A 22045-nucleotide genomic window follows, 5' to 3' on the forward strand; every position below is an offset into this window, starting at 1 on the left:
CCGTCCTGAACGTCGTGTGACAGCCATTATACGCCGATGTTTCCGCTTTCGTTACGCCCGGCCGGCCATCGAATCGATGCCCGCGGGCTATCGTGGTAACAATAAAGCGAGCCGGGCACCCCCGGCTCGCAGTTTCGTCGCATCCGGTGTGGGGATGAAACCGGTCTTCGCGGTGTCAGGTCGCCGGCATCAACACTGTGTCGACGACGTGAATGACGCCGTTCGACTGGTTGACGTTGGGGATCGTCACGGTCGAGGAGCCGCCCTTGGCGTCGACGATCATCACGGAGCTGCCGGACTTCTTGACGGTCAACTCCTCGCCCTCGACGGTCTTCAGCTTCTTGCCGTCGGTGAGGTCGGAAGCCTCGAGCTTGCCGGGCACGACATGGTAGGTGAGGATCTTGGTGAGCGTCGCCTTGTTCTCAGGCTTGACCAGGTTGTCGACGGTGCCGGCCGGCAGCTTGCCGAAGGCGGCGTTGGTCGGCGCGAACACCGTGAACGGGCCCTTGCCTTCCAGCGTCGGGACGAGACCGGCCGCCTTCACCGCCGCCACCAGCGTGGTGTGGTCCTTCGAGTTGACCGCGTTCTGGACGATGTTCTTCGACGGGAACATCGCGGCGCCGCCAACCATGACGGTCTTTTCCTCGGCACGCGCGGGCGCGACGACGGTCGCGGTGATGGCCAGGGCGCTGAAGGCAGCGGCGGTGAGATAGGCAATGCGCTTCGACATGGAGAAACTCCCGATTGGATTATGACCGGCGACGGCCGGTGTTTGCGTTGGACAACAACGGCGCCTGCGACAGTTTGACGTGAAGCAATGGCGCGTCGTTGATCGAACTACGGGAGGGTTTGCGAAGTGGTTTCGGACAAAAATTCTTTGTGATGCGTGAAACTATGGGACGGCGCGTCCGTGCGGTCCCTCGCCCGCGTCATTGCGAGGAGCGGAGCGACGAAGCAATCCAGTCTGTCTCCGAGGATACATCTCTGGATTGCTTCGCTTCGCTCGCAATGACGAACCCGCGGCGACAACCCGGGCTAATCCCTGTTGTTCGGCGTCTGGATGAAGCCGCGATTATGCGTCGGGCTGATCAGCAGCTCGTTGATGCAGACGCGCGGCGGCATCGACGCGATGAAGGCGATGGTGCGGCCGAGATCTTCGGACTGTAGCATCCTGGCCTGTTCCGCCTCGCTCGGCACCACCGGGCGGAGTTTCAGGATCGGCGTCGCCACCTCGCCCGGCATCAGGCAGCAGGCGCGCAGGCCGTTGACGCATTCGTCCATGTTGAAGGAATGGGTCAGTGCGAGCACCGCATGTTTGGTGGTGGTGTAGGCCGGGCCCGGCATCTTCGAGACGTGGCGGCCGGCCCAGGACGAGACGTTGATGATCGAGCCGTCCTGCTGCTTGCGCATCGTCGGCAGCACCGCGCGCATGCAATAGAGCACGCCATTGAGATTGACCTGGACGAGCTTGTCCCAGCCCTCCAGCTCCATGTCCTTCCAGCTGCGTTTGGGGACGTTGATGCCGGCATTGTTGACGAGGAGGTCGATCCGGCCGTGCCTGGCGACGATCTGATCGGCCGCCTTCTGGGCCTCGGCGGCGTTGGAGACGTCCAGCGCGATGGCCTCGGCCACCCCGCCCGCCCCGTTGATCTTCGCAACCACGGTATCCAGGGCATCCTTGCGGCGGCCCGACACCACCACCGTCCAGCCTTCGGCAGCCAACGCCTCAGCGCCGGCCTCCCCGATCCCGCTGCCACCGCCGGTGACCCAGGCCACGCGTTTCCCGTTCTTGGTCATGCAAACTGTCTCCGTTGCTTCATCGGGGCGGTTTTTGCTAATCCAGCCCTCGGTTTTGACCGGCCTTGTCCTCCAAGCCATGAAGTACAAGCCTTGCGGTCGAGGAAATCTTGCATGAACCAAGCTGCCAACGCCAATTTGTTTTCCCGCCTGTTCGACGGCCTCGATGACCCTGCGCGCCTCGCGATCGAGACGCAGGACGGCGTCCATATCAGCTACGGCGAGCTGATCGCGCGGGCCGGGCAAATGGCGAACGTGCTGGTCGCGCGCGGCGTCAAGCCTGGTGATCGCGTTGCGGTGCAGGTCGAGAAATCCGCGGCCAACATCGTGCTGTATCTCGGCACTGTCAGGGCCGGCGCGGTCTATCTGCCGCTCAACACGGCCTATACGCTCAACGAGCTCGACTATTTCATCGGCGATGCCGAGCCGTCGCTGGTGGTCTGCGATCCCTCCAGGGCCGAGGGCCTCGCCCCGATCGCCGCCAAGGTGAAGGCCAAGGTCGAGACGCTGGGGCCCGTCGGCAAGGGCTCGCTCACGGACGCCGCCGACAAGGCCAGCCCTGAATTCGCGACCGTGGCGCGGGCGAACGATGATCTCGCCGCAATCCTCTACACCTCCGGCACGACGGGGCGCTCCAAGGGCGCGATGCTGACGCACGATAATCTGGCGTCGAACTCGCTCAGCCTCGTTGGCTACTGGCGCTTCACCGACAAGGACGTGCTGATCCACGCACTGCCGATCTACCACACCCACGGTCTGTTCGTGGCCACCAACGTGACGCTGTTTTCGCGTGCGTCGATGATCTTCCTGCCGAAGCTCGATCCGGATCTCATCATCAAGCTGATGGCGCGCGCCACCGTGCTGATGGGCGTGCCGACCTTCTACACGCGACTCCTGCAAAACCCCGCGCTGTCGCGCGACACCGCGAAACACATGCGGCTGTTCATCTCCGGCTCGGCGCCGCTGCTCGCCGAGACCCATCGTGAATGGTCCGCGCGCACGGGCCATGCCGTGCTCGAGCCGCTACGGCATGACCGAGACCAACATGAACACGTCGAACCCCTATGACGGCGAGCGCGTGCCCGGCGCGGTCGGCTTTCCGCTGCCGGGCGTCTCCGTGCGCGTGACCGAGCCCGAGACGGGCAAGGAATTGCCGCGCGAGGAGATCGGCATGATCGAGGTCAAGGGCCCCAACGTATTTAGGGGTTATTGGCGCATGCCGGAGAAGACCAAGTCGGAATTCCGCGACGACGGTTTCTTCATCACCGGCGATCTCGGCAAGATCGACGGCAAGGGCTACGTCCACATTCTCGGCCGCGGCAAGGATCTCGTGATCTCCGGCGGCTTCAACGTTTACCCCAAGGAAATCGAGAGCGAGATCGACGCCATGCCGGGCGTGATCGAATCCGCCGTGATCGGCGTGCCCCATGCCGATTTCGGCGAGGGCGTCACGGCGGTGCTGGTCTGCAACAAGGGCGCCGATGTGAGCGAAGCCGCGGTGCTGAAGGCGCTCGATGGCCGGCTCGCCAAATTCAAGATGCCGAAGCGAGTGTTCGTTGTCGACGAGCTGCCGCGCAACACCATGGGCAAGGTGCAGAAGAACGTGCTGCGGGATACGTACAAGGATATTTATGCGAAGAAGTAGGGGCGCAACTGCTCCGGGCTGGGGGGACATGAACCGAGAGCAATCAGAGGAAATTCTCGACTATTTGCTCGAAGCTGCACGCGAGCTCGACGAAGCTAGAGCAGCCGCTTCTGTGTTGGGAGAACAAGACGAGGACGCTGGTTCACTTGAACAATTGCTCGTCAGGTTGAACTCCGAGCTCCTCGACGGGATGTTTGAGCGATTTGCTGACTTGATGCCTTACAAGGAATTTCCCGCCATCAGCAGTACGCTTCGCTGGGAAGCCGTTTCGCTTCCCCCTTTGGTGTCTGAGAATGACCTCGATCAAATCATCTTTGCCCAGATGACACCGAGATGGCAGAAGATGGCCAAGATCCTGTGGGACTCTATCAAAGCGTCAGATAAGGCCGCCCTGCCCATCAGCGATGCTATGTTTGCGGCTCGTATCCACGCCTTGGTCGAAGCCGATCGGTTGGAAGGCCAGGGCGACCTGCGTTGTTGGCGCCATAGTGAGGTGCGCCTGAAAGACGGGAGTCGGCCGAGGCTGGTCTTTTCGAACTAGTGGTTTGATAATCAGAGGCTTGGACGAGCGACTATTGCCCACCCACCAAACTCATCACGAACCTGCTCCCCACGATAAACAGATAACACCCAAACGCGACCTCCAGCGTCCGCTTCGACATTGCATGCGCGGCTCTCACGCCGAGCGGTGCGGTGACGAGGCTCATCGGCATCACCAACACGGCGCCGATCAGCGACACATAGCCCAGCGCGAACGGGACTTGCAGCGCGGCGACGCCGGGATAGCTCGCGGCCGCCGGCCAGCCGGCATAGATGTAGCCGAGCGCACCGGGGATCGAGATCAGCACGGCCAGCGCCGACGAGGTCGCGACCGCCTGGTGGATCGGGCGGCCGTAGAAGGTCATCAGCAGATTCGAGAACAGGCCGCCGCCGATGCCCATCAGCGTCGAGAGAATGCCGACGCAGAAGCCGTAGATTCGCATCAGCGGCCCCTTCGGCAGATCATCGCCGAGCTTCCAGGTGTCGCGGGCGAAGATGAGCCGCGCAGCGGCCAACCAGGCGACGCAGACGAAGACGATCTTGAACAGGCGCTCCGGCGCGTAGCGTGCGATCACGCTGCCGGCGACGACGCCGATCACGATCGGCAGCCACCACACGCGCAGGATCGTGATGTCGACGGCGCCGCGCTTGTAGTGCGCCTGGAACGAACGGATCGAGGTCGGGATGATCACCGCGAGCGAGGTGCCGATACAGAGCGGCATGCGCACCTCGAGCGGCACGCCGGCGATTCGGAAGCATTCGTAGAACACCGGCACCAGGATCGCGCCGCCGCCGATGCCGAACACGCCGGCCAGGAATCCGGAGAGCGCGCCGGTTGCGATCAGCAACAGCGCGAGCTCGACGATCTCCCTGATATCAAGACCTGCAATCACCCCTGACCTGCCCCGGCGACTGGCCGCAGCCTCTCCGATTCGTCGATGCCGGGGGCTGCGTGCGGAGCTTTAGGCGATCTGACTCCCGCGGTCGACACGCTCCACCTCCCGGCTGGGGTGGATTGCAGGACGCGCATATCCCCCGGCGAGCGGACGGGATTGGCAGGAGGCAAACCCAGCGCCCACCGGCGGGGGGACGGGCCGCTCGACCGGCTTGGACGGCAGGGTCGGCTTAGAGGCGTTCCAACAGTAATTTCAATGCATCGCACACTGCTGGAACATATGAATTTGAATTCCTTGCTTGGTTGACCGGCGGACCTGCTGGTATACCAAGCCTCTGATTGGGCTTGGTTCGTCAAGGCTCTAGTGCTGAACCCTCGTTCGATTTATGGCGAATTGGTGATTGCGCAGGCGAAATCGACTCCGTAAATAGAGCCGACCTTCCGCGATCCCCATGTGCCCCTCGCTGGGCCGCAATAAACATCAAAAGCCCATGACCGCACGGATCGAACGACCGCTCTCACCCCACATGCAAGTCTACCGCTGGACGCTGACGATGGCGCTGTCCATCGTCCATCGCGCCACCGGTATCGCCCTTTACGTCGGAACCCTGCTGTTGGTCTGGTGGCTGGTTGCGGCGGCCTCCGGTCCCGCCGCCTATGCCCATGTCCAGGCCTTCACCGGCAGCATCATCGGGCGCCTGATCGTGTTCGGCTACACCTGGGCGCTGATGCACCATATGTTGAGCGGCATCCGCCACTTCGTGTGGGACCTCGGCTACGGCTTCAAGGCCAACGAGCGGGAGGCATTGACCTGGGGCGCAGCGGTCGGCGGCATCGCGCTGACGGTGCTGGTCTGGATCATCGCCTACGCGGTCGGAGGTGGAAAATGAGCGCAGCCGATACGCCGAAGCGCAGCATGCGCACCCCGCTTGGCCGCGTCCGCAGTCTCGGCGCCGCCCATTCCGGCACCTCCGATTTCTGGCGCCAGCGCCTCACCGCGGTCGCGATGACGCTGCTGATGATCCCGGTGATCGTGGTCATCATGATGCTGTTCGGCCGCAACCAGGCCTTCGCGGCGCAGACCCTCGGTTCGCTGCCGATCGCGATCATCATGCTGCTCTTCATCGTCGCCAGCACCTGGCACATGAAGATCGGCATGCAGGTCGTGATCGAGGACTACGTCCACAACGAGAAGCTGAAGCTCGTCTCGATCATGCTCAACAATTTCTTCTCGGTCGCCGTCGCGCTCGCCTCGACTTACGCGATCGTGAAGCTTTCTTCCGGAGTGTAAGCCATGGCCGCTGAGACAAATGGCAAGGGCAACGGCGCTCCCGCCACCAACGGAAAAGCCTATCCGATCGAAGACCACACCTATGACGTCGTCGTGGTCGGCGCCGGCGGTGCGGGCCTGCGCGCCACCGTCGGCTGCAGCGAGGCCGGCCTGAAAACCGCCTGCATCACCAAGGTGTTTCCGACCCGCTCGCACACGGTTGCGGCGCAGGGCGGCATTTCCGCCTCGCTCGGCAACATGCACAAGGACGACTGGCGCTGGCACATGTACGACACCGTGAAGGGGTCGGACTGGCTCGGCGACCAGGACGCGATCGAATACATGGTGCGCAACGCGCCCGACGCGGTCTACGAGCTCGAGCATTGGGGCGTGCCGTTCTCGCGCACCGAGGACGGCAAGATCTACCAGCGTCCGTTCGGCGGCATGACCATGGACTTCGGCAAGGGCCAGGCGCAGCGCACCTGCGCCGCCGCCGACCGCACCGGCCACGCCATGCTGCACACGATGTACGGCCAGTCGCTGCGCCACGCGGCCGAGTTCTTCATCGAGTTCTTCGCCATCGACCTGATCATGGACGACCAGGGCACCTGCCGCGGCGTCATCGCGCTCAAGCTCGACGACGGCACGCTGCACCGCTTCCGCGCCCAGACCGTGATTCTCGCCACCGGCGGCTACGGCCGCGCCTACGCCTCCTGCACCTCGGCGCATACCTGCACCGGCGACGGTGGCGGCATGGTGCTGCGCGCCGGCCTGCCGATGCAGGACATGGAGTTCGTGCAGTTCCACCCGACCGGCATCTACGGCTCGGGCTGTCTCGTCACCGAAGGCGCCCGCGGCGAAGGCGGCTATCTCGTCAACGCCGAGGGCGAGCGCTTCATGGAGCGTTATGCGCCCTCCGCGAAGGATCTGGCATCGCGCGACGTCGTCTCGCGCGCGATGACCATCGAGATCCGCGAAGGACGCGGCGTCGGCAAGAAGAAGGACCACATCTTCCTTCACCTCGACCATCTCGATCCCGCGGTGCTCGCCGAGCGCCTGCCGGGCATCTCCGAATCCGCGAAGATCTTCGCCAATGTCGACGTGACGCGCGAGCCGATCCCGATCGTGCCGACGGTCCACTACAACATGGGCGGCATCCCGACGAATTATCACGGCGAAGTGCTGACCAAGAGGGACGGCGACGACAACGCCACGATCCCCGGCCTGATGGCGATCGGCGAAGCCGCCTGCGTGTCCGTGCACGGCGCCAACCGCCTCGGCTCCAACTCGCTGATCGACCTCGTCGTGTTCGGCCGCGCCGCGGCGCTGCGCCTCGCCGAAAAGCTCACGCCCAATGCCAAGCAGCCGGAGCTGCCGGCGAACTCGTCCGAGCTCGCGCTCGGCCGTCTCGACCGTTACCGCTACGCCTCCGGCGGCACGCCGACCGCGAAGCTGCGCGAAGGCATGCAGCACGTGATGCAGAACAATTGCGCGGTGTTCCGCACCGGCGACATCCTGAGCGAAGGCCAGAACCTGATCGAGAAGGTCCATAGCGGCATCACGGACATCGGGGTCTCAGACCGCTCGCTGGTGTGGAATTCAGACCTCGTCGAGACGCTGGAATTCGACAATCTGATCGCGCAGGCGGTGGTGACGATGAACTCCGCCGCCAACCGCACCGAGAGCCGCGGCGCGCATGCGCGCGAGGACTTCTCCGATCGCGACGACAAGAACTGGATGAAGCACACGCTGGCCTGGCTGGATGATGCCTGCAAGGTCAAGATCGAGTACCGCCCGGTTCACGACTACACCATGACCAACGACGTGCAGTACATTCCGCCGAAAGCGCGCGTGTACTGATCAGGATTCGTCATGCGCGGGCTTGACCCGCGCATCCATCTTTCCAAGGCGATGGATTGCCGGGTCAAGCCCGGCAATGACGCGGAAAACCAGAGGCAGGACTAATGGTTGAATTCGCACTTCCGAAGAACTCCAAGATATCAGGCGGCAAGACCTGGCCGAAGCCTGCGGGCGCGACCGAGACTCGCGAATTTCGCGTCTATCGCTGGAATCCGGACGACGGCAAGAATCCGAGCGTCGACACCTATTACGTCGACACCAACGATTGCGGCCCGATGGTCCTGGACGGCCTGATCTGGATCAAGAACCACATCGATCCGTCGCTGACGTTCCGCCGCTCCTGCCGCGAAGGCGTCTGCGGCTCCTGCGCCATGAACATCGACGGCCAGAACACGCTGGCCTGCACCCGCTCGATGCACGACGTCAAGGACGGCGCGGTCAAGGTCAACCCGCTGCCGCATCAGCCCGTCGTGAAGGACCTCGTCCCCGACCTCACCAATTTCTACGCGCAGTATGCTTCGATCGAGCCGTGGCTGAAGACGACATCGCCGACGCCGCAGAAGGAATGGCGCCAGAGCCACGAGGACCGCGAGAAGCTCGACGGCCTCTACGAGTGCATCCTCTGCGCCTGCTGCTCGACCTCATGCCCGAGCTACTGGTGGAACAGCGACCGTTATCTCGGCCCCGCCGCGCTGCTCCAGGCCAACCGATGGGTCTCGGATTCGCGCGACGAAGCCACCGGCGAGCGCCTCGACAATCTTGAGGACCCGTTCCGCCTCTATCGCTGCCACACCATCATGAACTGCGCCAAGGCCTGCCCGAAGGGCCTGAACCCGGCGGAAGCCATCGCCGAGCTCAAGCTCAAGATGGTCGAGCGGCAGATCTGATTGGCCTGAGGTGACACTCACCTAATCTTGGGTGACGCCCGCCTTGTGTTTCGCGATGCCCTGCCGAGGCTCGGCGCCACGCTTGTCGTCGGGCCGAGCAGGCGTTGCCGGCGCGCTTGCCCTCGAAGTGCCTTTATCGACCGCCCGGCGCAATTGACGGTCGGTGACGCGCAGCTTGATCTCGTCCGAGGCAAGCGCGGCGAGACTGGCGAGGATCCGCTTCTGGATATCGTCGAGCGTGCGGGGCTTGGTGTCGATGACGCAGAGCGAGCCGAGCGTGAAGCCGTCGGGATCGAGCACCGGACAGCCTGCGTAAAACCGAAATCCAAGCTCACCTGTCACGGCCGGATTCTCCGCGAAGCGCTGGTCGGTCGCCAGGTTCTCGGCGACCATGAGATCCCTCTGTAGAATTGTGTAATTGCAGAACGCCCAGCCGCGCGGCGTATCGGCCATATCGAGCCCGTAGCGCGACTTGAACCATTGCCGGGTCGGCGTGAGCAGCGTCAGCAATGCGACAGGAGCATCCAGGCTGCGCGCCGCCAACCACGTCAGGCGATCGAAGGAATCCTCCGGAGGCGTGTCGACAAGGCCGGAGCGTTCGAGTGCTAGAAGCCGCTGGCCCTCGTTTGCCGGAAATGGAAAAGACGGCGGCGTCTCGAACGGGGCAGGAGGCTCGACGACGCCCCTGATCGCGGATTCGATCGCCTCGGGTAGAGCGGGCAATCCGTCGATGAAGCGCGTCGTCCCGATGTCGAGCCCGACCGTGCCGATCGGCTGTTCTGCTGCCGCGCTGCCGACAACCAGAATCCGGGTACCTCCGAGCGCTGGATCGGAGCGCAAGCTCTCGACGACGGCCAACCTGTCGGAATCCGATGGTTCGGCTTCGATGACAACGGCCGCCGGCAACCGGGAGCCGATCGCAAGCAGCGCCGCGTTGACGTCCGTGTAGCGCTCGACGACGCAGTATTCGACCTTCGCGAGAGCTGTCTCGTAGGCCGCCATGCGTTCCGGGCGCGCAATGACGATCACCCGCGCGGAAGCAGACATCGCTGTCGGTCCGGGCCCGGTGATCTGTGCGAGAACGTCGCGGCGGTAGACACGTCGATGCCCGCCCGGAGTTTTCCAGGAGGGGATCGAACCGCCTTCGATCAGCAGCTGCGCCGTGCGGACCGAGACCCCCAAAATCTTGGCAGCCTCCGCCGTCGTCAGGATGTCCTTGACCATAGAGTCCATCTTTGCCCCACGGCCGCTCAGCGGCCGAGCCCGTCCCCGACCTCACAATGTCGTGCTCCGGCTACCGTTGACAAGGGGCGGCTGCTCCTATTTTGATAAATCTGATGATAATGATAGATTTGATAAATCTGATAGTGTGGCTGCGTACTGCCTGGCAGATGCGCCATGCCAAGGCCCATCCCTCTCGAAGGAGCAAACCATGGTCCGACGGCCCAACCGCCCGTCCTTCCCGCCCAAACGGAGAGCCGTCCTCTCACAAGCATGAGCCCGCCACGACCAACCAGCGCGCGGGTCTCCAGCTGAAGGACCGACGCGAGCCAAGACCTCTTCTCTACCGGTCCCGGAAGGACCGCCGACGGCCCCATTCCCCTTCCTCACCCGCGTCTGCCGGAACGTCGCGTTCCAGCAACGCATTTTCATGGAGCAATCTTATGAACGACGTCCTGCCTTCTGATCTTCCGGAGTTTGCCGATCGCGTTGCCGCCAATCAGCACCGGCTCAGCGAAAACCCCCGCAGCAGCTACGACTTCATCGTCTGCGGCGCCGGCAGCTCCGGCTCGGTCGTCGCACGGCGCCTTGCCGAAAATCCGTCGGTCGAGGTCCTGCTGATCGAAGCCGGCGGCGGAGACGATGTGCCGACCGTCATGGAGCCGGCGGCGTGGCCCGGCAACCTCGGCAGCGCGACCGACTGGGGCTTTGTTGCGGAACCCAACCCGCATCTGAACGGGCGCGCGCTTCCGATGTCGATGGGCAAGGTTCTCGGCGGCGGATCGAGCATCAACGTGATGCTGTGGGCGCGCGGGCACCGCAGCGATTGGGACTTCTTCGCCCAGGAGGCCGGCGACGAATCCTGGGGTTATGATGCCGTCTCGAAGATCTTCCAGGAGATCGAGAACTGGCAAGGCACGCCCGATCCGCGCCATCGCGGCACCGGAGGCCCGGTCTTCGTGCAGCCGTCACCCGATCCCGGACCCGCCGCGATGGCGATGCTCGGCGCAGCGAAAGAGATAGGGATTCCGACTTTCGAAAGCCCCAACGGCGAGATGATGGAGGGCGAAGGTGGCTGCGCCATCACAGATATCCTTGTCCGTAACGGCAGGCGCCACTCCATCTTCCGCGCCTATGCCTATCCATTTCTCGATCGGCCCAATCTCACTCTGCTGACCGGCACGCAGGTCTCCCGCATTCTGCTCGAGCCGCGGAAGGGCCGTCGGCGTCGAGGCTTTGCGCGACGGTCGGACGCTGCGGTTCAACGCGTCCCGGGAAGTTGTCCTCTCGCTCGGGGCAATCCAGACGCCATCGGTGCTGATGCGCTCCGGCATTGGCGATGAGAACGAGCTTCGACCGTTTGATATCCCCGTGGTCCAGCACCTGCCGGGTGTCGGTCGTAACCTGCAGGATCACGTGTCGTTCGGATGCATTTGGGAATATCGCGAGCCGATTGCGCCGCGCAACACCGGCAACGCGGCGACGCTGTACTGGAAATCCGATGCCGCTCTCCGCTCCCCCGACCTGCTGTTCTGCCAGGTCGAATTTCCGGTGCCGAGCCCCGAGACGGCTGACCGGGCGCCGGCGCACGGCTGGACTATGTTCGCCGGCCTCGCTTTGCCGAAGAGCCGAGGCAGGGTAAGGCTTCGAAACGCCGAGCCGCTTGCAACGCCGCGGATCGAAGCCAACATGCTGTCACATCCTGACGATGTGAAGACAGCGATCGCCTGCGTCGATGTTTGCCGTGCGCTCGGCAATACCCGTGCCTTCGAGCCGCTGGTGGCGCGCGAGTCAATGCCTGGCCCTCTCGGCGCCGCCGAGATGGAGCGCTTCGTGCGCGACTCCGCAGTGACCTACTGGCACCAGACCTGCTCGGCGAAGATGGGCCGCGATGCAATGTCCGTGGTCGACAGCAAGCTCAGGGTGTACGGCATCGATCGGCTTCGCATCGCCGACGGCTCGGTCATGCCGCGGATCACCACGGGAAACACGATGGCGCCATGCGTCATCATCGGAGAGAACGCGGCCCGCGCGCTCCGCGACGAACACGGCATCTGACCGCCGCTAGCGCGGCAGACAGAGGATGCGCCGGCGTCCATTCCTTCTCTCGGCATGTCTTGCGAATTGCCGCCCCTTGCCCAATGATGCAAGGGGACGGCTCGCCCTGGAACCACAAGGGAACCGGTTGATTTCCCACGCGTTATCCGGCCATGCAAAAGCCGGCCGGAAAGCGCGAACAGGGGGCAAGAAGCCGCCCATCGTCGAAATCAAGGGTGAGGACGGCGACGAGATCACACCGCCGCCGCCCGAGCTGGTCGAGCCTGACCCGGAGCTGTCGCCCGAGGAGGCCGAGCAGGCGCGCAAGAATTATCTGCTGACGCGGTTCTGGATCAGCGCACGCGGTTTCTGGGGCCGCAATGGTGATCGGTTGGCCTGGCCGTTCTCGATCGGCCTCGTCGTGCTGATCGTCCTCACCGTCGCCTTCCAATACGGCATCAATGTCTGGAACCGCGCGATCTTCGACGCGATCGAGAAGCGCGATGCGGCCACCGTGTTTCATCTCACAGCGGTGTTCTTCCCGCTCGCGATCGGCAGCATCGTGCTCGGCGTCGCGCAAGTGTTCGCGCGGATGGGCATCCAGCGGCGCTGGCGCGCGTGGCTGACCAACAGCGTGTTGACGCGCTGGCTCGCGAACGGGCGCTACTACCAGCTCAACCTCGTTGGCGGCGACCACAAGAACCCCGAATACCGGATTGCCGAGGATCTGCGCATCGCGACCGACTCGCCGGTCGATTTTCTCGCCGGCGTCACCTCGGCACTGCTGTCGGCCGCGACCTTCATCGTGGTGCTCTGGACGATCGGCGGCGCGCTCACCGTCACGCTCGGTGGATCGGCCGTCACCATTCCCGGCTTTCTCGTGATTGCCGCGATTCTCTATGCCGCGATCGCCTCCGGCTCGATCCTGGTGATCGGCCGCCAATTCGTGCAGGTCTCCGAGGACAAGAACCAGGCCGAGGCGGATTTCCGCTACACGCTGACGCGCGTGCGCGAGAACGGCGAGAGCATCGCGCTGCTCGGCGGCGAGGAGGAAGAGCGCGACGGCATCGACCGCAATTTCACCGGCGTGCTGCGGCAATGGGCGCGGCTCGCCGGGCAACACATGCGCACCACGCTGGTGTCGCAGGGATCGAGCCTGGTTGCGCCGGTGGTGCCGCTGTTGCTCTGCGCACCCAAATTCCTCGACGGCAGCATGACGCTCGGACAGGTGATGCAAGCGGCCTCGGCCTTCACCATCGTGCAGAGCGCGTTCGGCTGGCTGGTCGACAATTATCCGCGGCTGGCGGACTGGAACGCCTGCGCGCGCCGCATCGCCTCGCTGATGATGTCGCTCGACGGTCTCGAGCGCGCCGAGCGGGGCGATGGCCTCGGCCGCATCAAGCGCGGCGAGACCAGCAATGAGACGATGCTTGAACTGAAGGACCTCTCGGTCACGCTTGACGACGGCACGGCCGTGGTCGGCGAGACCGAGGTCGCGATCGCGCCCGGTGAACGCCTGCTGGTCGCCGGCGAATCCGGTACCGGCAAGAGCACGCTGGTGCGCGCCATCGCCGGTCTCTGGCCATGGGGCGGCGGCAGCGTCAATTTCCATCCGGACCGGCGGCTGTTCATGCTGCCGCAGCGGCCCTACGTGCCGTCCGGATCCTTACGCCGAGCCGTCGCCTATCCCGGCGCCGAAGACGACTGGACCATCGACGAGATCGGCGAGGCCTTGCACAAGGTCGGGCTCGATCATCTCAAGGAAAAGATCGAGGAAGAAGCGCCGTGGGACCAGACGCTGTCCGGCGGCGAGAAGCAGCGCCTCGCCTTTGCGCGGCTGCTCTTGCACAACCCCGATATCGTCGTGCTGGATGAAGCGACCTCCGCGCTCGACGAGAAGAGCCAGGACAAAATGATGCAGATGGTCACCGACGAGCTGCCGAAGGCGACCATCGTCAGCGTCGCGCACCGCGTCGAGCTGGAAGCCTTCCACAGCCGAAAGATCGTGCTGGAGCGCCGCAAAGGCGGCGCCAAGCTCGTCAGCGACATCGAGCTGATCCCGCGCAAGGGCAAGCGCAAGCTGCTCGGGCGATTCCTGCGGCAGCGCAAGGCGCCGCCGAAGAAGGCGGCGTGACTCTGTAGCCCGTTGGAGTCCCCTGCAAAACCGGCTATGCATGCGCCGCTTGCCATGAGGACCCTTGGTTGACGCCCGACACCGCCCCATCGTCCGCGCCGTTCGGCGCGTTTGCGCCGAACGCGGCGCAGGCTGCGATCATCCGCCTTGCGCAGCGGTCGGGTCTGAAGCGGGGCGCGTTTCGTCCGTGGATGTCGCGGCTGGTCGATCGCTTGCGCGGCGGCCCCGTCGACGCGCAGTACCAGGGCGCCTCGTTTCGCTTCTATCACCAGGGCAGCGCGACCGAGCGCGGCGCGTTGCTCAACCCCGACTACAATCTCGACGAACTCGACTTCCTGCGCCAGCACACTCCGGCGGGCGGCACGTTCGTCGACGTCGGCGCCAATGTGGGGACTTTTGCACTGGTGATGGCACGGCATGTCGGGCCATCAGGCAAGGTGGTCGCGATCGAGCCGCACCCGCTGACCTTTGGACGGCTCGCGTTCAATCACGCCGCATCAAAGGCAATTCAGGTGCGCCTGGTGCAGGCCGCGGCCGGCGACAGCGACGGCGAGTTGATGATCGAAAGCGGCGGCGGCAATCTCGGCGCCACCCACGTCGTCACCGGCACGGCGAGCGCGGAAGCCATCAAGGTCCCGTCACTGCGGCTGACGCGCATCCTCGACGAGGCCGGCGTCGGTCATGTCGATTCGCTCAAGATCGACGTCGAGGGGTTCGAGGACCGCGTGCTGATCGGCTTCTTCCGCGATGTCCCGCAAGCGCTGTGGCCGCGCGCGGTGGTGATCGAGCATCTGTCACAAAACGAGTGGCAACAGGATTGTATTGCCGACATGATCGGGCGCGGCTTTGCGATCGCGCGCAAGACGCGGAGCAATACATTTCTGTCGCGCTGACGAGAACACCTACGGAGGTTTGCGATGATCGATCACATGGGCTTCTCCGTCTCCGACTATGAGCGCGCGAAAGCGTTCTACATCGCGGCGCTGGCACCGCTCGGCTACAGCCTGATCATGGAGGTCACCGCGGAGCAGACCGGCCACGCCGCGGCAGCCGGCTTCGGTGCCGACGGCAAGCCCGATTTCTGGATCGGCGGCGAAGGCGCGATGAACAAGCCGGTGCATGTCGCGATTCTCGCCAGGGATCGCGCCACGGTCGACGCCTTCTACAAGGCGGCCATGGCGGCGGGCGGAAGCGACAATGGCGCACCAGGCATCCGCCCGCATTATCATCCGAACTATTACGGCGCCTTCGTGCGCGACCCCGATGGCCACAACATCGAGGCCGTCTGCCACGCCCCGGAATAGACGGGTTCCGTCGCTCGTCAGGAACATCGTTCCGCGCAGGCGGTTATCTTTCCCTGAGTGAAGGAGAACGATATGGCCAACGACAATGCGCGCGACACGGATCGCGTCTGGGATTTGATGAAAAAGATCGGGTTCGCGATGCTGGTGACGCGCGACGGCGACAAGTTGCGCGCGCGACCGATGAGCGCCCATCTCGACCGCGACGCCAACACGATTTTCTTCCTCACGGACGCACGGCGACACAAGGACGAGGAGATCGAACGCAATCCCTCGATCAATCTGTCATTCGCAGATGCCGGCAGTCAGAAATATGTGTCGCTGACGGGCACGGCGGTGGTGTCCGACGACCGCGCCAAGATCAAGGAGCTGTTCTCGACACCGGCGAAGGCCTGGTGGGACAGCGCCGAAGATCCCAACATCCGCGTGCTCGAGATCACGCCTGACGACGCTGAATATTGGGATTCGCCGGGAACGGTGATTTCCTACGTCAAGATGGCGGCTGCGGCGGTGACGAACACGCGTCCCGATCTTGGCGAGAACCGCAAGGTGTCGCTGTAATGCCGATCGAACCGCCCGAGATTCCGCCCTCGACGCCCGGCACACCGACCGAGCCGCCACCTGCAATTCCGCCGGGCAATCCGCAGCCGGAAATCCCGTCGCCGGTGCGCGAGCCCGGCGAATCACCGCAGCCCGACGAACTGCCGGGACGTGTCCCAGAGGAGATTCCGTCGCGCGGCCCGAACGGGCCGCTGACGCCGAATCCTGCCACGGACTCCGAAATGTCGCAGGCGCGCGCGTGAAGCGATTGCAAGATCATGTGAATGCGTAATGAACGGTGATGTTTTGAATCGCTTCGCGTGAAGAAATAAATCGAGCAGCGCCGCGCCCCACCGCCACAATCCGGCCTAACGCATATCCGTTCATCGTCGAACGACCATTCACCCGACTTCGTTCAAGAACCTTCCGGGGATTCATTCTCATGACTCATCTTCGCTTCGTGCTGCTTGCCACGACGGCTCTCACCGCGATGCCATTCGCAAGCTCCTCGTCGCATGCACAAAGCACCGCAGCACCCATCGTGATCGCGCAGGGCGGGCCGGCAGGCGAAGTCGGCCCTGACGGAAAACCGAAACAGGCGCCGAAGGGACCTGCGGCGCCGCCGCCGCCCGCAGCCAAGCCTCCCGCTCCGCCGCCCGCGGCAGCTCCGCCGCAACGTCCGACCGCGCCGCCGCCCACGGCTGCTCCACCGCCGCCCCCGCGCCCGGCCGCGCCGCCTCCGCCGCCCCCTGCACCGTCACGTCCGACGCCGCCTCCCCCGCCGGCGGCGACGCGCCCGACACCTCCGCCGCCTCCACCTCCGGCTGCACCGAAGGCGCAAACTCCGCCTCCGGCCGCCGCTCCGCAGCAGCATTCGCCGCCTCCGGCGCCGCCGCCTTCAGCGGCACCGCCCGCGCGTGTTGCTCCGCCGCCTCCGACCACGCACGCAACTCCGACCCCGCCGCCGCCCCCGGCTTCACCGCCGCCAGGACGAACGCCGCCGGCGCCGACGCCGGCGCCGAGTGCCGCGCCCGCTCCGACGGCAACGCCGGCTCCGGGAACCACGCCGCCGGGCCGCTCCGGCCCGCCGCCGGCCGGCGCACCGAAAACCGTTCCGGGCGCGACGCCTTTGCCGACCGGCACGCCCCCGGCTGGCGGACGTCCAGGCCAACCGCCTGCTCCGGCGGGATCACCGACGCCTGCGCCCAGCGCAACACCCGTGCCCGCGGGCACGCCGCCTGCTGGTGGTGCTCCGACCCCGCCTCCGGGACGCCAGGGTGGCCCTGGCGCGCCGCCGCCCGGCGGACCCGCCGCCGGTGCCCCCGCAACCGGACCTGCTGCGGGCCTCCCGCCCCGGCCGCCAGCGCCTCCCGCAGGTGTCGCAGCTCCAAGCACGGTCCCGGGTTCGGCGGCCGCAACGCCGCCGCCCGGCAAGGCTCAATTTACTCCGCCGACGGTCGCACCGGCCTTCCGCGCGGCGCCCACGGTTTCCGCACCGCTGCCGCCGCCGCCGCGGCCGCCGCAGCGTGACCTGACGCCGCTCGCGATCGGTGCAGGTGTCGTCGCCGGCGCCGTGATCGGCGCGACCATCGCCGACTACCGCAACCAGCGCCGCGAGACCGTCGAAGGCGGCCGCACCGTCTACACCGAGCCGGATCGCATCATCATCCGCGATCCGGGCGGGCAGACCTATGTCCGCGGCAATGATCTCTATCGCTTCCGCTATGGCGCCCGCGACATCCGCACCGACACCGTCGGCGGCGACACCCGCACCGTCGTGATCCGCCCCGACGGCAGCGAGATCATCACCGTGGTCGGTCCGGACGGCCGGTTGCTGCGGCGTATCCGCAGGGATCCCGCCGGGCGCGAGATCATCATCATCGACAACAGCTATCGTGATCCGCAGTCGGTCGGCGGCTTCTATGTCGACGCGCCGCCTCCGGTCGTGAACATTCCCTACGATCGCTATATCGTCGACGCGCAGGAAGCGTCGCCGGACGTGATCTACCAGACGATGGTGGCGCCGCCGGTGCAACGGATCAATCGTCGCTATACGCTCGACGAGATCCGCTACAGCCCCAATGTTCGCATGCAGATGCCGAGCATCGATCTCGACACGATCAACTTCGAAACGGGATCGTGGGCCATTCCGCCGGACCAGGCGGCGAAGCTGCAGTCGATCGCCGACGGCCTCAACCGTGCGATCCAGGCCAACCCGCGCGTGGTGTTCCTGATCGAAGGTCACACCGACGCGGTCGGCAACGACGTCGACAATCTGTCATTGTCGGACCGTCGTGCGCAGTCCGCGGCCGAATTGCTGACCCAGCAATTCGGTGTGCCCGCCGAGAACCTGACGTCGCAGGGCTATGGCGAGCAGTATCTGAAGGAGCAGACGCAGGGACCGAGCGCGATCAACCGGCGCGTTACCGTGCGAAATATCACGCCGCTGCTCAACGGCGGTCAGGCCTCGCTGCCGCCGCCCCCGCCCGGCACCGCGCCGCCGCGCTGAGTCGAAGCACACGACTGCAAAATGGCCGGGAGCGATCCCGGCCATTTTCGTTTGAGCGGCGCGGCGCGCTATTGCCCGGCGGCGAGGCCGAGCGCTTCGACCATGACGCGGAAGACTTCGGTATTGTCCATCGAGCCGTGCACCCGCTCGCTGCCCGGCCCGGTCGCCGTCAGGATGACATCCTCGCCCGAATGCACGCTGGCGCCGATCATCGCCGACAGATTGCCGGGACGCAGCACCGCGCCCGGGACATCCCGGTATTTCTCGTTGGCCTTGAACGTCCCGCCGTCAGCGGCCTTGACGGTCGGCTCGTTCGGATTGTCGAGCTTGGGGCGGAAGGTTTCGTAGTGGTCCGGCAGACTGGCCGAGAAGATGGCGAGCCGCCGGCTCACATCGACGCGCGAAGGATAGCCCTCCGCATCCGGAGCCGGATAATTGGGAAATCCGGCCTGCTCATAAACGCCGACGCGCTCGCGCAGCGGCACGTTGGGCGTCGAGCCCATGTCGTCGTTGACGGTGCCGACAAGGCTGTTGGGATGGTTGTGGTCGGCCAGCACCAGGATCAGAGTATCGTCGCCGCGCGCACGCGCCCACTCGCGGGTCTGGCGCACTGCATTGTCGAGCATGATCGTGTCGTAGACCGCGCGCTCCATGTCGAGCAGATGCGCGTATTTGTCGATCAGCCCGGATTCGACCATCAGGAAGAAGCCGGTCTCGTTCTTCGAAAGGATGTTCAGCGCCGCCTGCACCTGCTCGGTCAGGTCGGGCTGTTCCGGAAACTTCTTCACGCCGCCGCCCCCAAGAAATTTGCGATCGAGCACGCCATCCATGTTTCCGGTGGCGAACAGCCCGAGCAGCCTGCCCGTCTCCGACTTCGCGGCGGAAGCGCTGAGCTCGCTTGCGGTGGTCGCGATCTGGTAGCCGGCTTCGTGAAACTTCACGATGTAGTCGGCTTCGTCCTTGCGTTTGGAGCCCGTCGCTGACTTCGGCAGGAAATTCGCGCTGCCGCCGCCCATCAGCACATCCGGCTTCGCGGCGAAGTACTGTTCGACGATCTCGTCATAGGCGGCGCGCCGGCGCGTGTGCCCGACCATCGCGGCCGGCGTCGCGTCTTCAATCTCGGTGTTGGTGACGATGCCGATCGCCATGCCGTGCCGCCGCCTGGCGAGGCTGGTGATGGTTTCGACCCGGGGGTCGTCGAACGGGCTGGCAGTGCGGTCCGCATAGACGCCGAGCGCGTTGACGGCGCTCTTGTGGCCGGTCGCGTAGGCGCTGGCCGAGTTCGCGGAGTCCGTGATGATCGAGTCCGAGCCGGCGGTCGCCACCAGCGCCATATGAGGCATGTCGTCGATCGCGAGCTTGCCGCGGCTCTTGCCCTCCGCAATGCCCTTGGACAGGATTCGCGCCGCGACCCGATGCGCTGGGGACATGCCGTCACCGATGAACAGGATGACGTTCTTCGCCTTGCGCGGCCCGGTCTCGTAAACCGTCCATGCGATGCTGCGCTGGTTGGTGCCGTCGCTCACGTCCACCGTGACGCTGCCCGGCCTGGCCAGCGTGACGTCGCGCAGGATCAGCGCCGACTGGTCCTTGCCATCCTCGCGCGCGACGAAGGTCCCGGCACGGCCGAACGTTTCGGCATAGTCCGCGCCGTTCACCGTCACCTTCAGCCTGGCCGGATCGACCAGCCCCGGAAGTTCAACCTTGAAGTCGAATTGGGCACCGGCCAGAATCTCGGCGCGATCGATGGGATAGATCGTCTGCGCCGACAATGACGACGTCCAACAGAGGACGATGAGAGAGGCGAGTGCCGATCCCTTGACCATGCGCGATGCTCCGCAATTTCATTCCGGATGGGAGCGGAAGCCTAGCGATCGCGCATGACACCGTCATTAAACGAGTAGCCCGGATGGAGCGCAGCGTAATCCGGGAATCTATCGGCTTGGCGAGACGTCCCGGATTTCGCTGCGCTCCATCCGGGCTGCAGGACCATCAGCCCTTGTCGTTCTCGAGCCGGAAGATCTGCGAGCCTTCGCTGCCCGACAACAGGCCGGTGTCGGTGTAGAGCTTCAGCTTGGTGCGCGTGTCGGCGATGTCGAGGTTGCGCATCGTGAGCTGGCCGATGCGGTCGGCCGGCGAGAAGGCGGCGTCTTCAACCTTCTCCATGCTGAGCCTTTCAGGCGCATAGGTGAGGTTGGGGCTCTCGGTGTTGAGGATCGAGTAGTCGTTGCCGCGGCGCAGCTCGAGCGTGACCTCGCCGGTGACGGCGCGCGCGACCCAGCGCTGCGCGGTTTCACGCAGCATCAAGGCCTGCGAATCGAACCAGCGGCCCTGGTAGAGCAGGCGGCCGAGGCGCATGCCGCTGATGCGGTACTGCTCGATGGTGTCCTCGTTGTGGATACCCGTGACGAGGCGCTCATAGGCGATGTGCAGCAGCGCCATGCCCGGCGCTTCATAGATGCCGCGGCTCTTGGCCTCGATGATGCGGTTCTCGATCTGGTCGCTCATGCCGAGGCCGTGCCGACCGCCGATGGCGTTGGCTTCGAGGAACAGCGCGACGGGATCGGCGAAGGTCTGCCCGTTCAGCGCGACGGGCTGGCCTTCCTCGAAACGCACCACGACGGTCTCGGCCTTGACGTTGCAGTCGTCGCGCCAGAACGGCACGCCCATGATCGGGTTGACGATCTTGATGCCGCTGTCGAGGCTTTCGAGATCCTTCGCCTCGTGCGTAGCGCCGAGCAGATTGCTGTCGGTTGAATAGGCCTTCTCGGCGCTCATCTTGTAAGCAAAGCCCTGCGCGGTCATGAAGGCCGACATCTCGGCGCGGCCGCCGAGTTCGTCGATGAACTGCTGGTCGAGCCAGGGCTTGTAGATCTTCAGGCCCGGATTGGTGAGCAGGCCGTAGCGGTAGAAGCGCTCGATGTCGTTGCCCTTGAAGGTCGAGCCGTCGCCCCAGATGTTGACGCCATCTTCCTTCATCGCCGCGACCAGCATCGTGCCCGTGACCGCGCGCCCGAGCGGCGTGGTGTTGAAATAGGTGATGCCGCCGGTCGAGATGTGGAAGGCGCCGGACTGGATCGCGGCGATGCCTTCGTGGACGAGCTGCGTGCGGCAATCGACGAGACGGGCTTTCTCGGCACCGAACTCCATCGCCTTGCGCGGGATCTCGTTGTAATCGGCCTCGTCAGGCTGGCCGAGATTGGCGGTATAAGCGTAGCAGCGCGCGCCTTTCTGCTTCATCCAGAGCAGCGCCGCGCTGGTATCGAGACCGCCGGAAAAAGCGATGCCGACTTTCTCACCCTTGGGCAGGCTTTTCAGGATCGTGGTCATGGCGCTTCCAATCGGGTCTCTAAGGGCTGAGGTCGGGGCGGGTTTGACCGCGCGAATATCAAATTTCGCGGGGCTCGGC

General features: G+C 65.0%; 17 protein-coding genes and 2 pseudogenes. 13 read left to right on the forward strand and 6 right to left on the reverse strand.

The genetic code is table 11. The features are described from left to right. Positions 1-175: 175 nt before the first annotated feature. Positions 176-730, reverse strand: coding sequence for a fasciclin domain-containing protein (locus tag ACQ86E_RS13065; protein ID WP_431205729.1), 555 nt, complete (start codon positions 728-730; stop codon positions 176-178). 305 nt (positions 731-1035) lie between these two features. Further along, on the reverse strand, positions 1036-1797 hold the full coding sequence (locus ACQ86E_RS13070) for an SDR family oxidoreductase (protein WP_431205730.1): 762 nt from the start codon (positions 1795-1797) through the stop codon (positions 1036-1038). 114 nt (positions 1798-1911) lie between these two features. Between ACQ86E_RS13070 and ACQ86E_RS13075 the strand changes: the two are divergent. Continuing rightward, positions 1912-3442, forward strand: a pseudogene (locus ACQ86E_RS13075) (malonate--CoA ligase). Positions 3443-3470: 28 nt separating this feature from the next. Continuing rightward, complete coding sequence (locus ACQ86E_RS13080; RefSeq protein ID WP_431205731.1) at positions 3471-3983, forward strand: DUF3658 domain-containing protein; 513 nt, start codon at positions 3471-3473, stop codon at positions 3981-3983. A gap of 31 nt (positions 3984-4014) precedes the next feature. On the opposite strand, the gene ACQ86E_RS13085 is transcribed toward ACQ86E_RS13080, so the two are convergent. Then, positions 4015-4875 (reverse strand): sulfite exporter TauE/SafE family protein, encoded by an 861-nt coding sequence (locus ACQ86E_RS13085; RefSeq protein ID WP_431205732.1) that lies wholly within the window; start codon positions 4873-4875, stop codon positions 4015-4017. Between the two features lie 493 nt (positions 4876-5368). On the opposite strand from ACQ86E_RS13085, the gene sdhC reads away from it, so the two are divergent. From sdhC to ACQ86E_RS13105, 4 genes are all read left to right on the forward strand, one after another. Beyond that, positions 5369-5767, forward strand: coding sequence for a succinate dehydrogenase, cytochrome b556 subunit (gene sdhC / locus ACQ86E_RS13090; protein WP_431205733.1), 399 nt, complete (start codon positions 5369-5371; stop codon positions 5765-5767). Further along, positions 5764-6168, forward strand: a complete 405-nt coding sequence (gene sdhD / locus ACQ86E_RS13095) for a succinate dehydrogenase, hydrophobic membrane anchor protein (protein WP_431205734.1) — start codon at positions 5764-5766, stop codon at positions 6166-6168. Before sdhC ends, sdhD begins: the two co-directional genes overlap by 4 nt. 3 nt (positions 6169-6171) lie before the next feature. Beyond that, positions 6172-8007, forward strand: coding sequence for a succinate dehydrogenase flavoprotein subunit (gene sdhA / locus ACQ86E_RS13100; protein ID WP_431205735.1), 1836 nt, complete (start codon positions 6172-6174; stop codon positions 8005-8007). Positions 8008-8111: 104 nt separating this feature from the next. Beyond that, a complete protein-coding gene (locus ACQ86E_RS13105) occupies positions 8112-8894 on the forward strand; it encodes a succinate dehydrogenase iron-sulfur subunit (RefSeq protein WP_431205736.1) in 783 nt (260 codons plus the stop codon). Positions 8895-8915: 21 nt separating this feature from the next. Here the strand turns inward: ACQ86E_RS13105 and ACQ86E_RS13110 are convergent, their stop codons facing one another. Next, positions 8916-10127, reverse strand: coding sequence for a GAF domain-containing protein (locus ACQ86E_RS13110; protein ID WP_431205737.1), 1212 nt, complete (start codon positions 10125-10127; stop codon positions 8916-8918). A gap of 431 nt (positions 10128-10558) precedes the next feature. Between ACQ86E_RS13110 and ACQ86E_RS13115 the strand changes: the two are divergent. The 7 genes and pseudogenes from ACQ86E_RS13115 (at position 10559) to ACQ86E_RS13145 (ending at position 18636) form a co-directional block, all read left to right on the forward strand. Continuing rightward, positions 10559-12173, forward strand: a pseudogene (locus tag ACQ86E_RS13115) (GMC family oxidoreductase). Positions 12174-12372: 199 nt separating this feature from the next. Next, positions 12373-14286, forward strand: coding sequence for an ABC transporter ATP-binding protein/permease (locus ACQ86E_RS13120; RefSeq protein WP_431206464.1), 1914 nt, complete (start codon positions 12373-12375; stop codon positions 14284-14286). A gap of 68 nt (positions 14287-14354) precedes the next feature. Further along, a complete protein-coding gene (locus tag ACQ86E_RS13125) occupies positions 14355-15179 on the forward strand; it encodes an FkbM family methyltransferase (protein WP_431205738.1) in 825 nt (274 codons plus the stop codon). Between the two features lie 24 nt (positions 15180-15203). Next, on the forward strand, positions 15204-15590 hold the full coding sequence (locus ACQ86E_RS13130) for a VOC family protein (RefSeq protein ID WP_431205739.1): 387 nt from the start codon (positions 15204-15206) through the stop codon (positions 15588-15590). A 72-nt stretch (positions 15591-15662) separates the two neighbouring features. Next, the gene (locus tag ACQ86E_RS13135; protein ID WP_431205740.1) at positions 15663-16148 is read left to right on the forward strand and encodes a pyridoxamine 5'-phosphate oxidase family protein; all 486 of its coding nucleotides are present in this window, start codon (positions 15663-15665) and stop codon (positions 16146-16148) included. After that, complete coding sequence (locus tag ACQ86E_RS13140; RefSeq protein ID WP_431205741.1) at positions 16148-16390, forward strand: hypothetical protein; 243 nt, start codon at positions 16148-16150, stop codon at positions 16388-16390. Before ACQ86E_RS13135 ends, ACQ86E_RS13140 begins: the two co-directional genes overlap by 1 nt. Positions 16391-16569: 179 nt before the next feature. Further along, the gene (locus ACQ86E_RS13145) at positions 16570-18636 is read left to right on the forward strand and encodes an OmpA family protein (RefSeq protein ID WP_431205742.1); all 2067 of its coding nucleotides are present in this window, start codon (positions 16570-16572) and stop codon (positions 18634-18636) included. Positions 18637-18704: 68 nt separating this feature from the next. On the opposite strand, the gene ACQ86E_RS13150 is transcribed toward ACQ86E_RS13145, so the two are convergent. Further along, a complete protein-coding gene (locus tag ACQ86E_RS13150) occupies positions 18705-20462 on the reverse strand; it encodes an alkaline phosphatase (protein WP_431205743.1) in 1758 nt (585 codons plus the stop codon). A gap of 166 nt (positions 20463-20628) precedes the next feature. Beyond that, positions 20629-21966 carry an argininosuccinate synthase gene (gene argG, locus ACQ86E_RS13155; protein ID WP_431205744.1) on the reverse strand — a complete coding sequence of 446 codons (1338 nt, stop codon included), beginning with the start codon at positions 21964-21966 and terminating at the stop codon, positions 20629-20631. Positions 21967-22045: the final 79 nt, after the last annotated feature.

Origin of the sequence: Bradyrhizobium betae (genome assembly GCF_050632175.1) — a bacterium.
Lineage (GTDB): Bacteria > Pseudomonadota > Alphaproteobacteria > Rhizobiales > Xanthobacteraceae > Bradyrhizobium > Bradyrhizobium betae_B.

Coding starts and splice junctions, on each gene's coding strand:
- ACQ86E_RS13065 (WP_431205729.1), bottom strand. CDS start 730: ATGTCGAAGCGCATTGCCTATCTCACCGCCGCTGCCTTCAGCGCCCTG.
- ACQ86E_RS13070 (WP_431205730.1), bottom strand. CDS start 1,797: ATGACCAAGAACGGGAAACGCGTGGCCTGGGTCACCGGCGGTGGCAGC.
- ACQ86E_RS13080 (WP_431205731.1), top strand. CDS start 3,471: ATGAACCGAGAGCAATCAGAGGAAATTCTCGACTATTTGCTCGAAGCT.
- sdhC (WP_431205733.1), top strand. CDS start 5,369: ATGACCGCACGGATCGAACGACCGCTCTCACCCCACATGCAAGTCTAC.
- sdhD (WP_431205734.1), top strand. CDS start 5,764: ATGAGCGCAGCCGATACGCCGAAGCGCAGCATGCGCACCCCGCTTGGC.
- sdhA (WP_431205735.1), top strand. CDS start 6,172: ATGGCCGCTGAGACAAATGGCAAGGGCAACGGCGCTCCCGCCACCAAC.
- ACQ86E_RS13105 (WP_431205736.1), top strand. CDS start 8,112: ATGGTTGAATTCGCACTTCCGAAGAACTCCAAGATATCAGGCGGCAAG.
- ACQ86E_RS13110 (WP_431205737.1), bottom strand. CDS start 10,127: ATGGACTCTATGGTCAAGGACATCCTGACGACGGCGGAGGCTGCCAAG.
- ACQ86E_RS13130 (WP_431205739.1), top strand. CDS start 15,204: ATGATCGATCACATGGGCTTCTCCGTCTCCGACTATGAGCGCGCGAAA.
- ACQ86E_RS13135 (WP_431205740.1), top strand. CDS start 15,663: ATGGCCAACGACAATGCGCGCGACACGGATCGCGTCTGGGATTTGATG.
- ACQ86E_RS13140 (WP_431205741.1), top strand. CDS start 16,148: ATGCCGATCGAACCGCCCGAGATTCCGCCCTCGACGCCCGGCACACCG.
- ACQ86E_RS13145 (WP_431205742.1), top strand. CDS start 16,570: ATGACTCATCTTCGCTTCGTGCTGCTTGCCACGACGGCTCTCACCGCG.
- ACQ86E_RS13150 (WP_431205743.1), bottom strand. CDS start 20,462: ATGGTCAAGGGATCGGCACTCGCCTCTCTCATCGTCCTCTGTTGGACG.
- argG (WP_431205744.1), bottom strand. CDS start 21,966: ATGACCACGATCCTGAAAAGCCTGCCCAAGGGTGAGAAAGTCGGCATC.